The 14,650-nt window shown below is 36.9% G+C and carries 12 protein-coding genes; 10 read left to right on the top strand and 2 right to left on the bottom strand.

All coding sequences use genetic code 11. The annotated features are described in order from the left end of the window. Positions 1-203, bottom strand: a 203-nt coding sequence (locus tag D569_RS0113795; RefSeq protein ID WP_018932604.1) for a transposase, incomplete at its 3' end; no start/stop codon positions are given. 434 nt (positions 204-637) lie between these two features. Here D569_RS0113795 and D569_RS0113790 point away from each other — a divergent pair. From D569_RS0113790 to D569_RS0113750, 9 genes are all read left to right on the top strand, one after another. Beyond that, positions 638-1,933: an extracellular solute-binding protein gene (locus tag D569_RS0113790; RefSeq protein ID WP_018933021.1), complete on the top strand. Its 1,296-nt coding sequence runs from the start codon at positions 638-640 to the stop codon at positions 1,931-1,933. Between the two features lie 106 nt (positions 1,934-2,039). After that, positions 2,040-2,915, top strand: a complete 876-nt coding sequence (locus D569_RS0113785) for a carbohydrate ABC transporter permease (RefSeq protein WP_018933020.1) — start codon at positions 2,040-2,042, stop codon at positions 2,913-2,915. After that, positions 2,916-3,800, top strand: coding sequence for a carbohydrate ABC transporter permease (locus D569_RS0113780; protein WP_018933019.1), 885 nt, complete (start codon positions 2,916-2,918; stop codon positions 3,798-3,800). Between the two features lie 15 nt (positions 3,801-3,815). Continuing rightward, positions 3,816-5,576: a glycoside hydrolase family 2 protein gene (locus D569_RS0113775; protein WP_018933018.1), complete on the top strand. Its 1,761-nt coding sequence runs from the start codon at positions 3,816-3,818 to the stop codon at positions 5,574-5,576. A gap of 128 nt (positions 5,577-5,704) precedes the next feature. Next, complete coding sequence (locus tag D569_RS24020; protein ID WP_018933017.1) at positions 5,705-7,852, top strand: family 43 glycosylhydrolase; 2,148 nt, start codon at positions 5,705-5,707, stop codon at positions 7,850-7,852. 148 nt (positions 7,853-8,000) lie between these two features. Next, positions 8,001-9,326 (top strand): ABC transporter substrate-binding protein, encoded by a 1,326-nt coding sequence (locus tag D569_RS0113765; RefSeq protein WP_018933016.1) that lies wholly within the window; start codon positions 8,001-8,003, stop codon positions 9,324-9,326. 66 nt (positions 9,327-9,392) lie between these two features. Continuing rightward, a complete protein-coding gene (locus tag D569_RS0113760; protein ID WP_018933015.1) occupies positions 9,393-10,262 on the top strand; it encodes a carbohydrate ABC transporter permease in 870 nt (289 codons plus the stop codon). Positions 10,263-10,287: 25 nt separating this feature from the next. Beyond that, a complete protein-coding gene (locus D569_RS0113755; protein WP_033404980.1) occupies positions 10,288-11,133 on the top strand; it encodes a carbohydrate ABC transporter permease in 846 nt (281 codons plus the stop codon). 401 nt (positions 11,134-11,534) lie between these two features. Then, on the top strand, positions 11,535-12,458 hold the full coding sequence (locus tag D569_RS0113750; protein WP_018933013.1) for an ArsR/SmtB family transcription factor: 924 nt from the start codon (positions 11,535-11,537) through the stop codon (positions 12,456-12,458). A 134-nt stretch (positions 12,459-12,592) separates the two neighbouring features. Here D569_RS0113750 and D569_RS0113745 read toward each other — a convergent pair whose 3' ends face one another. Further along, a complete protein-coding gene (locus D569_RS0113745; protein ID WP_018933012.1) occupies positions 12,593-13,036 on the bottom strand; it encodes a YndM family protein in 444 nt (147 codons plus the stop codon). A gap of 143 nt (positions 13,037-13,179) precedes the next feature. Between D569_RS0113745 and D569_RS0113740 the strand changes: the two genes are divergently transcribed. Further along, positions 13,180-14,175, top strand: a complete 996-nt coding sequence (locus D569_RS0113740; protein WP_018933011.1) for an NADPH:quinone oxidoreductase family protein — start codon at positions 13,180-13,182, stop codon at positions 14,173-14,175. Positions 14,176-14,650 lie beyond the last annotated feature (475 nt).

Raw genomic sequence — 14,650 nt, 5'->3', positions numbered from 1 at the left:
AATTTAAATTGAACAGGATACATCTCCTTCGTCTGCCTTCTTTTTAACCCATCCATTCCTTGGGACTTATATACTTTTACCCATTCAATGATTGATGTTTCGCTAGCCATATTATATTTTTTTGCCAATGATCTATATCCTAGCTTTCCATATAAATACTCTGTGACGAGTTTAATTTTAAATTCTTCACTATATTTAGCCATAAAAACACCCCCGAAAGTTATATTTTTCACTCTAACTTTCGGGGGTCGGTACCTACTTTCCTAGACAGTTTTATTTTTGGATGATTTCTCTAGAAAAACTGCAGATTAAAGTCGAAAAATGTAATTAATACAAAAAATATGTATTAATACATAATATCATTTACTGTCAAACAAACCTTAAGATCCTAAGTGTATCAGACTGTATAACCTTGGATAAATGGCGAAGTTAGTCGTTTTTTTGCAATTAGCATAACTAATTAATTTGGATAAATCAGTTTTATTATCTGTATGACTAAAAGAAAAATATAAAAAAGTTAATCAATTGAACAGAAATAGTATTGACTTTTATAAAATGTAAGCGTATTCTATATTTAAAGTTACAGAAAAATTGTAATTAAACATTTTATTTGTAACTAAATAAAGGAGGAGTCAATATGAAGAAGGGGTTTAGTGCATTTATTGGTGTCGTTTTTGTTGCTTTGATATTGGCCGCGTGTTCTGATAACTCTGATTCAGCTGGAAATGATGTAGAAATTCCGGAAGGTGCTACTGAAGTGGTTATGTGGAATTTGTTTAGTGGTGGGGATGCGGAATACATGGAAGATATCGTAACGGAGTTTAATGAAAGTCAAGAAACGTATTTTGTTAATAATGTTCACCAGGATTATGATGAATATTACACAAAATTACTGACAAGTGTTGGATCGGGACAAGGCCCTGACTTAGGTATTGCGCACAGTCATGTTTTGCCTGAATTAGTTAGCCAAGGACTTGTAACCAATATTGATGATTATGCTGCGGATGTAGGACTTGACTGGGATGAGTTTAATCAGAATGTGTTAGATGTCACCATCTATGATGGCAATAACTATGCAGTGCCAATCGATACTCATCCAGAAATTATGTATATTAACAACGATCTTGTTGAGGAAGCGGGTCTTCTAAATGATGATGGCACTCCAATGTTCGAAGAAACACCTGAAGGATTTGTTGACTTCTTAACCTCGCTTAAAGAAGCATTACCTGAAGATAAAATGGCCTTTGCTTTCTCCAGTGATGGTGAAGATCCATACCGAATCTGGTGGGCGTTATATAACCAGATGGGAGGAGAAAACTTAGTTTCCGGTGATTTGGAAAATCCGACGTATGCATTGGATCACGAGAAGGCAATTGCAGCAGCAGAGTACCTCTACGACTTATATCATACACATGAAGTTACTCCTCTAAATTTAGCTGACTTTTACAGTGATTTTCAATCTGGCAATGCAGCTGTGATGTCTACTGGTGTTTGGGCTACGGGGATTTGGGAGACAACGGATGACCTTAACTTTACACCAATGCCTTTCCCGAATATGTTTGGCCAAGAGGCTGCATGGGCAAGCTCTCATACATTCGTATTACCTTATTATGATGATGCAGATGAAGAAGCACAGAAAGGTGCCGTTGAATTTATGAAATTTGCTACTGACAATGGTGCTGATTGGGCTAAAGCTGGACATATACCAGCTAAAGATACTGTTTTAGAGTCAGATGAATTTCAAGAAATGCCATATCGCAGCGAGTACGCTGAAGTTGCTGATTATGTAAAATATGTGGACCGTACTGTTCATGCACGTGGAATTCAGGATATTGTTGTTCGTAATTTAGACACGTACTGGGCAGGCGATGCTACTGCAGAAGAAGTATTTACCATGATTGAACAAGAAGTAACGGATCTAATAGCAGAATAAATGATCAAAATTACAGATAACTTAGCAGCCTGGTCCTATAAATTTAAAATCGAATGACTAGGACCAGACGCTATTCTTTTTCCATCCTATTAGAGGAGGTCAAATGATGATAAAGAAACAATGGGTCCATGATGTAAAGGCGATTCCATTCTTATTACCGTTCTTTATTGCTTACATGATCTTTACGATATTTCCAATTTTTAAAGGTTTAGAAATGAGTCTATATGATTGGACGTTAGTTCGTAAATTAGAGTTTGTAGGATTAGAAAATTATATAAAAATGTTTACAGATCGCCATTTTTGGCGAACGTTATGGAACACTACCCTCTTTGTAATATTGACGACGCCGACGATGGTTTTATTGGCTTTAGGTTTAGCACTATTATCTAACCTAAATACGAAATTGAAAACATTTTTCCGAGGTTCTTTTTTTATACCTAGTATTTTATCGGTGTCTGTTATTTCTTTTCTAATGATTTTTATGCTGCAGCCATATAACGGATTGGTAAACAATGTGATTCAAATGTTTGGCATTGAGGCGGAACCAAAGTGGATGGCAGATCAAGGGTTAGCATGGGTGACTATTGTCGTTGTTACCTTATGGTGGACAGTTGGTTTTAATATGATTTTGTTCCTAGCTGCATTACAGGATATTCCGGAATCTTTATATGAAGCAAGTGAAATAGATGGTGCTTCGCGCTGGGATATGTTTAGGTATATCACATTACCACAGCTTATTCCGATCGGTCGCGTCATATTGCTGTTACAAATACTGGCGTCCTATAAAGTGTTTGCACAAATTCTATTAATTACTGGTGGTGGACCTGGCGGGGCAACAAGACCGCTAATTCAATATATTTATGAAGTTGGGTTTAATCAAAATAATCTAGGTTATGCTGCAACGATGTCCTATGCACTATTCTTTATTTTATTAATTCTTTCTATTATTCAATTAAAGAGTCAAAGATCGGGGGAGAACTAAATGAGTGATTCACAATTCGGGAATGAGACAGCGGTTCCAATCAGAAAAAGTAAAGTATTACAACGAAATCGTGATCCTAAATTAGGATTAAAGGTGACATTGGGGTTTATCGTAGCATTAATCTTTATTTCCCCTATTATTTGGATGTTGTTTGTTTCTATTAAGCCAAACGGTTTTTCGACAACAGAACCACTCGAATGGTTCTTACCACCGTATACATTTTATAACTATGTGGATATTATGTTCGGTAGTTTAATATTTCGTTGGTTGTTTAATAGTTTGATTGTAGCGGTGATTACGACTGCTTTAACGTTGTTGATAACGTCACTAGCTGCATTTGCGATTTCCCAAATGAAATTTCGCTTCAAAAACTTTATCTTTATTTTCTTTTTGCTAGGGTTAATGATTCCTGGCGAAGCAACGATTATCCCGCTTTATGAGGTGGCAAAGAGCTTAGGGTTAATTGATACGTATGCGGGTTTAATCTTACCGATGATAGCATCACCACTAGGTGTTATTATATTGAAAAGCTTTTTTGACAATGTTCCAAAAGAAGTCGTTGAGAGTGCGATTATCGATGGTTGTTCTTATTTTAAATTATTTTACAAGATCGTATTACCATTAGCGAAACCAGCATTATCAGCGATAGGGATCTTTACCTTTATCGGTTCGTGGAATAACTTCTTATGGCCCTATTTATCGATCATGTCAGAGACGCTGTACACGTTACCTGTTGGTTTACCAGTATTTAATGCTACCTATTCACAAGCGTATGTTCAACCAATGACAGCTAATGCTATTGCATCGATACCAGTAATCATCGCATTCTTAATTTTTGAAAAACAAATTGTAAAAGGAATTAGCTTTACAGGAATAAAAGGATAACAAAGGAGAATGGACATGACAGAAAAAACAATGACTTATCAAAGAACAGAATACCCTCGACCACAATTTCAACGTGATAGTTGGATGAACCTTAACGGAACTTGGAAGTTCGCATTTGATGATCAAAATATCGGAGAAAGTGACAAGTGGCACCAGAACTTGACAGAAATAATGGATATCCAAGTTCCATTTACGTATGAAACAAAAGCAAGTGGTATAGGGGATGAACAATTTCATCCATACGTATGGTATCAAAGATCCTTTGAGATACCAACTGATCAAATTGGTAAAAAAGTGCTGTTACACTTTCAGGCATCAGACTATCTAACAAAAGTGTGGGTGAATGGTGCATATATTGGTAGCCATAAAGGTGGAAATGCTCACTTTTCCTTTGATATTTCTAACGCCGTTACAACAAACGACAAAAATGAAGTTGTTGTGAAAGTGGAGGATAGCAATAGCTGTTATCAACCAAGAGGGAAACAAAGGTGGAAAGGGGATAATTTCGGTTGTTGGTATGTACAGACAACTGGAATCTGGCAAACGGTTTGGTTAGAATTTCTCGAAAACAAAAGTATTGAACATGTAAAAATGACACCGAACATTGATGCGAATTCAGTAGTTTTCGATTATTCACTAACAGGTAACATCGATGAGCAACTGAGAGTAGAAACAACGATTCAGTTTAAAGGTGAAACAGTAAAACACTTTTCTTTCACACCAAGCCGTTCAACGATGCACTTTGAAGTAGATCTATTAGCTGAAATACATGAATGGAAGGTCATGCACTGGACACCTGAGCATCCTAATTTGTACGATGTGACATTTTGCTTATATGAAGGAGACAGATTGTTAGATGAAGTGCATTCATACTTTGGTATGCGAAAAGTATCAATAAAAAATGGTCAGGTTTTGTTGAATAACCGTCCTATTTATCAAAAGCTTTTATTAGATCAAGGATATTGGCAGGACACAATGCTTACTCCACCGTCTGATGAAGCGATGATCGAAGATATCGAAAAAACATTAGAAATGGGATTTAATGGTGTTCGTAAACACCAAAAACTTGAAGACGAGCGCTTCTTCTATTGGTGTGACCGCAAAGGATTATTAGTTTGGTCTGAAATGGCTGCGACATATGAGTATTCAGAGCAAGCGGTGGAGAATTTTACAAAAGAGTGGTTAGAAATTGTCCAGCAATATTATAACCATCCATCGATCATTACGTGGGTTCCGTTTAATGAATCTTGGGGTGTACCTCACATCTCAACCAATAAAAAAGAACAAGCTTTTACAGAGTCTATTTACTATTTAACGAAATCAATGGATACGGAACGACCGGTTATCGTTAATGATGGATGGGAACATACGATTTCAGACATTATTACCTTACATGATTATGAGGAGTTTGGTGAAAGATTTTTAGATCGATATCGAAATAAAGAAGCGATCGTTCAGAATGACATAGCTCACAATAATGATAAGTATCCTTTTGCGAATGGTTATACGTATAAAGGGCAGCCCATCATTATCTCCGAATATGGTGGTATTGCATTTAATGAAGGAAGCGGATGGGGATACGGTAATCAGGTTGAAACAGAGGAACAATTTTTGAATCGCTACCGAAATATCACGAATGCCATCAAAGACATTCCGTATATATCTGGTTATTGTTATACGCAAATTACGGATGTTCAACAAGAAATTAATGGTTTATTAAAAGAAGACCGAACACCAAAAATATCACTGGAAAAAATCAAACAAATAAATAATTAAGACTTCAAAGGGATTGTTCTGAGCAATCGAACAATCCCTGTTTCCTCAATAAAAGGAGGTAATGGATTCTTTACATTACAATATGGTAAATATCTAAATTCTTCATTCAACGAAAAGGAGTGGCTGTATTGAAAAAAAGCGTAGTCTTGCTGTTTCTTGTTGTGTTAGTACTATCTTTTCATGGTTTAAGTAAAGATTCTAGTGTTCAAGCTTCTTCAGATCCTATTCGAATAGAGGGGAATGATAGACCCGGAAATGAACAGTTACCTGATGAATTAAAGGAATTAAAGCAATTCAAGTTAGAGTTAAAAGAAGACTCATATGAAAGTGGGCTATATCATGATGGAAGCCTTGCGATCAACTTTCATGACAGTAAAACTTTTGATTGGCAGTCTGATATTGGCATCAAGTATGTATTTGTAAAGGGTGGTAACGCAGGTAATTTATATAGTTATAATCAGGAGGATACTATGGATAATGAATTAAACGCTCCGAAAAATAAAGGGGGGCAACAACCAGACATTGGTCATATCACCTTTTATTATGAAGAAGAACCTGCACAACTATTTGAAAATCCTGTGGTAGGTGATGGGGCAGACCCATGGATCGTTAGACATACAGATGGCTATTATTACTATACAAATACAACTGGGAATAACGTAACGATTTGGAAATCTAAGACTATTACAGGCTTACAGGATGCAGAAAGTAAAGTTGTTTGGACACCGGAACAGGGTGCTCCTAATAGCGCGCACATTTGGGCTCCTGAAATTCATTTTATTGATGGCCAATGGTACATCTACTTTGCCGCATCTGATGGTGATATGGAAAAGCAACGCATGCATGTGCTTCAGTCAGAAACGTCTGATCCATTTAGTGACTATTCTTATCCGGAAGGAACTACCTATGGGAAGATAACGACCCCTGCTGACAAATGGGCCATTGATGGAACGATTTTGGAAATGGATGACGAATACTATTTTGCATGGTCAGGTTGGGAAGGTGACGTTAATGTGCGTCAGGATATCTATATTGCGCCAATGGACAATCCTTGGACGATAAGCGGTGAAAGAGTAGAATTATCAAGGCCAGAATATGATTGGGAAAAAATCGGGGAACCACTTATCAATGAAGGTCCACAATTTTTAAGAAATAATGATGGAGAACTCTTCTTGATTTATTCTGCTAGTGGAAGCTGGACCGACGATTATAAATTAGGAATGTTGACCTTTACTGGATCAGATCCACTTGATCCGAACGCATGGGAAAAGAGTCCAGATCCAGTATTTGAAAAAGATCCGGAAGTGGATGTTTATGGTCCTGGACATAACGGTTTCTTTAAATCACCAGATGGAACCGAGGATTGGATCATTTATCATGCAGCCAAATTTCAAGGAGCAGGTTGGGATCGGAATATCAGAATGCAGAAGTTCACCTGGAATGAAGATGGGACACCTAACTTTGGCAAACCTGTTGCAACCGGAACATTGTTAGAAGTGCCGTCGGGTGAACAGGCAGGTACATTAAGCCCTAAAGTTCAAGTAGGATATAAATTTGAAGCAGAAGATGCTACCGTTCATCGTGCCAGTATTGTAGAGAATACCTCTTCTTCCAATGGAGCAAAGGTAGGTTATATGGATTACGATGATAGTTTTGTCGAGTTTGATGTAGATCTTCCGGCCGGAGATTACACGTTAAAAATCAGATATGCAAATGGCATGGGGGAGCCATCCTCCCATCAAGTTTCCGTTAATGGTGATACGATTGGTGAAGTTGTCTATCATAACTATGGCTGGGACAGCTGGTATTTTGCAGAAAAAACTATCAATCTAACCAGTTCGGAAAATAACATTAGACTAACAAAAGGAAATCTATTTGCAGAGCTTGATTTTATTGAATTAGTCCCGAGGCATCCAGAATTTAAATATGAAGCAGAACATGCAAAGTTAAATAACGTAACGACTATCAATACGTATACGGCATCCAATAAACAGAAAGTTAATGTTACTAGCGATGGAAGTCTGGCGTATCAGATAAATGTGGAAGAAGCAGGAACTTACAATTTGGATCTGATTTATAGCAACGAGACAAATGAGATTGGAAGACAGGAATTAGTACTAAACAATCATAGCATTGGTGAACTAGAGTTTCCTCCAACGGGTAATAAGCAGGATACTGTTTCTATTCCGATAGAGTTAGAAGCAGGAGTACAGATGATTCAATTAGCACATAACTCGGGTGAATTAGCTTTAGACTATATGCAATTAACCAAATAAATATAATTGCTTAAGTCCCTCAACAGAAAAGGATGCAGAGTGAGCAATTAAACGGGTGTTTGTATTAAATATATTAGAAAGCGCTTTATTGCTGGAGTGCGATATTTTACTGAAATAATACTAAATAACGGACGGTAGGAGGAAGAAAATGAAAGGTAAAGCAAATAAGTTTGTCAATCCATTTGTAGTTATAATATTTGTTGTTTTATTGTTGTCAGCTTGTAGCTCTGATTCTAGTAGTTCCTCATCAAATAATTCTGGTAGTAGTGAAGAAGGAGAATTAACCATGACTGCTTGGGGGAATCCAGCAGAAATTAAAGTATATCAAAAAGCAATTGATGCTTATCAAGAGGTAAATCCAGATGTATCGATCAAATTAATTCCAGGACCAGGTGATACGTATAAACAAAAATTATTAACACAGCTCCAGGGTAGCCAATCACCAGATTTGTTCTATGTTGGAGGAGAATATATGTCACAGTTAATCGAGACAGGGCGAGTGGCTGAATTGTCAGAATTCTTAGGTTCAGAGGAAAGTTATGTGAAACCAGATGAATTTGCGGATGGATTATGGGGAGCAGCCAAAAAAGGGGAAGAAATCTATGGTGCACCAGTCGACTCGAATCCAGTGCTTCTTTATTACAACAAGAAAGTTTTAGAAGAAGCTGGATTGGATCCAAATGAACCGCAGAAATTGTACGAAGCAGGCGAATGGAATTGGGATAATTTTGTTAAAGTAAACAAACAAGTTGCTGAATCAGGAAAATATGGTTATGTAGCAGAAAGTGGATATCTACACATGTTTAACTGGGTTTGGTCCAATGGTGGACAAATGTATGATGAGGAAGGAAATATCATGCTGCAAGATAATGAAAAGGCAGAGGAAGCTATTGCTTATTTAAATGAAAATGTTACAAATGGTAACTTCAAATATGCTGGTTCTTTACCAGAAGGCCAGGGACCTGACGCGATGTTTATGTCTAACCAAACAGCCTTTGTAGGAGCAGGGCGCTGGTATACACCGATGTTTAGGGAAAATGAAAGTCTGGAATTTGACTATATACCATGGCCAACCAATACAGGTAATAAACTGGAACCAGTAACTATTGGAACTGCCTATTTATCTGCAACCACTGACTCCGATAATTTAGAGGAAGCAAAAAAATTCCTTTCTTTCTATACTTCAGAAGAAGGACAACGAGCACGTCTCGAAGGAAATGGCAATGCAGTACCATCTATCTCAAGTGTGGATGATATTATCGAGGGTGCAGAAGTACCAGAACATGCAAGTTATTTAATCGATACTCGTGATATAGGAAAAGTAGAAACACATCAATCTATTATTCCGGGACTAGAGTCAGAAGTAACAAGTATATTTGATTTGATGTTCTTAGGAGAAAACACACCAGAGGCAGCAATTGCTGAAATAACCGAAAAAGCTGAGACAATGATTCAAGATTATAGGAATCAGTAAATCATGAGGGAGTGGGAGTGGACATCCCTGCTCCCCATTCTATATTTCAATAAAGAGGTGAGCAATGTGCGTAAAAACAATGCCTTATGGGGACTAATATTTCTGACACCACAATTACTAGGGTTAATTATTTTTGCGATTATCCCACTAATTTCTGCGCTAGTATTAAGCTTTATGGAATGGGATGGCTTTGGAGAAAGATCCTTTGTAGGACTAGAAAATTTCATCTATCAGTTTTCGAGTTCGGATTTTTGGAAAGCCACTTACAATACCATTTTATATACGGTACTGACTGTACCAATTGGTTTGATGATTTCCCTTCTCCTAGCGATTGCACTCAATAAAATTAAAGGGAAAGAGATCTACCGTTTATTTTACTTTATGCCAGTGGTCACAAGCTCTGTTTCTATTGGGGTTATTTGGATGTGGATTCTAAATGGAGATCTTGGGATTCTAAATCAAGCTCTAGCAATGATCGGTATAGTTGGACCTGACTGGTTAACGAATACGAATCTCGTCATGATATCGATTGCAATGTTAAGCATATGGTGGCAGCTTGGCTACAATATGGTTATTTTTTTAGCAGGACTGCAAGGAATATCGAAAACATATTATGAAGCTGCTGAAATAGATGGAGCATCTAAATTTCAGCAGTTTCGCAATATTACTCTGCCAATGCTGTCTCCAACCACTTTCTTTGTAGCGATTATGGCGATTATCGGTTCTTTCCAAGTATTTGATCAAGCATTTGTTATGACAAATGGTGGTCCTGGCAAGGCGAGCTATACGATGGTATATCATATTTATGATAATGCCTTTGTAGACTTTCGGTTCGGAGAAAGCTCTGCAGCTGCGATGATTTTGTTTGTTGTCATTTTAATCTTTACTCTCGTTCAATTTAAGCTACAAAAAAGGTGGGTTCACTATGAAGAGTAATACACAAACACTAAATGATAATGTCATGACAGTTGCTCAGACGAAGAAAAAAATTGCACCTGCAAGGATTTTACTACACATTGTTCTAACCATTGGTGCCCTGCTTATGGTATTTCCTTTTTTATGGACTATTAGTAGTTCATTAAAGGATATGACCCAAATTTTTGCAGTACCACCAGTATGGATTCCAGATCCTATCGTATGGTCTAATTATGTCGATTCCTTTACCGCCATGCCGTTTGGTAGAGCTTATTGGAATAGCTTCTACATTACGGCAATTGTAGTGGTGGCACAGCTTTTTACTGGATCAATGGCTGCTTATGCTTTTGCGAAGCTACGTTTCCGTGGATCTGGTGTCTTGTTTATTTTGTTTTTAGCCACAATGATGATTCCGAAACAAGTTACTATGATTCCATTATATTTAATCATGGATAAAATTAACTGGCTTGATACCCATTTAGCGTTAATTGTACCTGGAGCATTATTCAATGCCTTTGCAGTCTTTCTCTTACGTCAATTTATTCGTGGAATCCCTAAGGAATTAGAGGAAGCAGCAGTTATGGATGGTGCTAATCCATTTCGAATTTATTGGAGTGTTATATTACCATTGATTCGCCCTGCGTTGGCAGCGGTCGGTATTTTCATTTTCATGGGTACGTATAACAATTTTATTGATGCCTTAATCTATTTATCCACACCAGAAAATTTCACGGTCCCGTTATTGCTTAATAATTTCAAAGGTTTATATGTAACAAACTGGGCATATATGATGGCGGGTGCAACCATTTCGGTTATTCCAGTTATTATTGTATACATGTTTGCCCAAAGACATATCATTGAAGGGGTAACATTAACAGGTATAAAAGGTTAGCCTTGAAAAATTCCCACTAGAAATCAAAAAGGATAGTGGGGATTTTTTATACTATACAAAGATATCATTCTGGCTAATCCAGAAAAATCAGACTGCTAAAAAGAAATGTATTTCATTGGAGAATTTTGACCATGTAACTTTCAAGGTAGTATTAATAACTTGAATACGGACGATTCTATTATTACACGGTATATTAAAATCAATTGAGAATACTGAGCACATAATAAGTACGTGGAAAAATCCCTACTTAACTTCTTCCTTCTTGCTTTATTTCAAATACCTTTTATTTACCTCAAAGATGAGAGTTATTTTGTACGTAATCGGGATTTAGTCCAAAAAAATTGTAATAATATAAGGTTTTCATTTATAATATAAGAATGAAAGTAAGGAGGTAGCTGATTTTGCTCGAGTTATCACTTGAAGATCAAAAAAAATTAAGGAAGGTGGCGCGTGCGCTATCTTCAGAAGTCAGGTTACAAATCATCAGTCTTTTAAGTAAACAGAATATGAATATAAATCAATTGGCAGAAAGTATTGGGATTCCGATGTCTACTGCAGCCTCTCATATTAAAGTTTTAGAAGAAGCAGAACTAATATTGACAGAGCTTCGACCAGCCAGCAGGGGAGCAATGAAGGTTTGTACGAGGAATTTTGATGATGTACATATAAAATTAAATACGTCTAAAAATTATGCAGGTGAATATGAAAACTACGAAATTGAAATGCCGATCGGACAGTATACGGACTTTAGCGTTTCGCCAACATGCGGTATGGCTAATCACGATGGGCTGATTATACAAGAGGATGATCCAGTTAATTTTTATAATCCTGCCAGATCAAGTGCACAACTTATTTGGACGAGAAAAGGTTATTTAGAGTATAAATTTCCACTTGCCATTCCACCAAGTGCAACAGTGAAAGAGCTTCAAGTATCATTTGAAGTCTGTTCCGAGGCACCAAACCATGATCATCACTGGCCTTCAGATATCAGTGTTTGGCTAAATGGTGTAGATGTAGGTACATGGACAAGTCCAGGGGATTTTGGTGATAGACCAGGTAAGTTAAATCCGAAATATTGGGCAGAAAGTACAAACACTCAATATGGCACATTAAAGACTTGGAAGGTTACGGAAGATAAAGCAATGATCGATGATATCCCTTTTAGTAATGTGACGGTTGATGATTTAAATTTATATGAAAACAACTTTTTGACCTTCCGAGTAGGTATTAAAGACAATGCCTTACATAAAGGTGGCTTCAACATATTTGGTAAGGAGTTTGGGGATTATCCGCAAGATATTAAGTTAAAAGTGGTTTTTCAATAAGATTTAGAAGCGCCCACGGTTCTGGAAAATCATCCAATCGAAAACCATTTTAATTTAAAACTGCACCCCAATCGGTAGAGAATCGTCTGACCATTGTTGTGCAGTTATAGTTTACATGCTTAAGGTTTTCCTAATTACTTATCGAATTTTTCATCTTTTGGTGGTTGTTCTCCTAGCTCATCGGATATCTCAGTTTGATACTGTAACTGTCTATCCATTGCCCCTTTCTCATCATCAGGCAAAATTTGATTAGCTAAATAGCGATGGAAGAATATTTCAAAAACACCAACAGCTAATGCTGCAATCGTAGTAGCTGTAAAAATGTTATCAGTTACTGCCATACCATCAACAAACATAAATATAATTAACCATGCTATGAAAAAGTCTGCTACAGTCGCTAGTGTATTATTTGTTCTAGGTAATATCAATAGGTCCCCGATTACATAAGCAGCTAATCCTAACACGGCAGTTAAAAGAAAAACCTCACCAAAAGTCATTCCATACATTAATCCAAGGATAAGATATAGAAGAACTAGAGAAGCTATAAACTTAATCAACAAAGCACTTACATGTTTCATGCAAATTCCTCCTTTTGTTCATATTGTTTATTCCTTCTAAAAAAATATACATTACTTTATCACGGTCCCTCATAATTGATGTCAACCACAACAAATGATATGCTTTGGATAAATTTTGCATATGTTTGCAAGGAGGACTAATGATGCCAGAAAAATTTCAAGCATTAGTTGTAAATAAACAAGATGAAGAATTTTCGGTTAATAGGAAGGAGCTAACCTTTCAGGATTTACCGGAGGGAGAAGTCTTAATCCGTGTTCATTATTCCGGAATAAACTATAAAGATAGCCTCGCAACGATTCCAAACGGCAATGTTGTCAGCGATTATCCGATGATACCTGGAATTGATTTAGCAGGTGTTGTTGTTTCATCTGATGATCCACAGTTTAAAGAGGGAGACGAGGTGATCGCGACTAGCTATGAGATCGGCGTTTCCCATTATGGAGGGTACAGTAAGTATGCACGTATTCCCTCCAAATGGATTGTTCCACTTCCAGCAGGTCTTTCTCTGAAAGAAACCATGATTATTGGGACAGCTGGTTTTACTGCGGCATTGTCTGTTCAACGTTTAGAAGAAAATAATCTATCACCAGACAAAGGAAAGGTGCTTGTCACAGGTGCAACTGGTGGTGTTGGCAGTTTTGCGGTAGCTATTCTTTCTTTACTCGGTTATCAAGTAGAGGCTAGTACCGGAAAGGAATCTGAGCGTGATTATTTGCATAAACTTGGTGCGAATACAATCGTTTCTCGTGAAGAAGTATATGACGGGAAAATAAGAGCTTTAGCAAAACAAAAATGGGCAGCTGCCGTTGATCCAGTCGGTGGCGAACCACTAGCTTCTGTCTTAAGTCAAATCGAATACGGAGGTTCGGTTGCTGTCAGTGGGTTAACCGCTGGGACAAAACTGCCATCTACTGTTTTTCCATTTATCTTAAGAGGAGTTAATTTGCTAGGGATTGATTCTGTTTATTGTCCGATGGCAACACGTTTGAAAATATGGGAACGTTTAGCGACTGATGTAAAATTAGCTAATTTAGAGGAGTTTGTTTCTCAAGAAGTTAGCTTAGAAGAACTTCCAGACATGCTGCCAACCTTATTGAAGGGACAAGTTAGAGGGAGAATACTTGTGAAATTAATATAATGTCAATAGAAGGGTACCGGATAAGTGGACCGGTACCCTTCTTTTTACAAGTAATCGAGCCGCTTAAAAGTAAGAAAATATAGAATGTGATAAAGCCAATATAATTTAAATATAAGGGAAAAATGTAAAGTAATACCATTTGCGAATGGAGCTTGATAAAAGCATTTTCCTATTTCCAATACCGTCTAATGTCCTTCTATTAGGATAATTATCATTGAGAATTGAAAATAATCATTAAGTAACAAAATGCCGAACTAGTGATCATTAGTTCATCAATTTAGTTTTTAAACGTTGTCATACAATATTTTAAAGTTGTGGACTAATGATTATATACAATGATCGTAATTGTTCTTAATATAAAGTTATATAAAGCAATAGCTAGCGATTGTTTTGGAGGGTGCCGACATTTGATATCAGTTTGGTATTGCAAGAAGGAAAAGGATTTTTAATCTAGCTAGTTAAAATCCTCAAAAAT

This window comes from Gracilibacillus lacisalsi DSM 19029, from assembly GCF_000377765.1.
Lineage (GTDB): Bacteria > Bacillota > Bacilli > Bacillales > Amphibacillaceae > Gracilibacillus > Gracilibacillus lacisalsi.
This window is presented reverse-complemented; position numbering and strand designations above follow the sequence as displayed.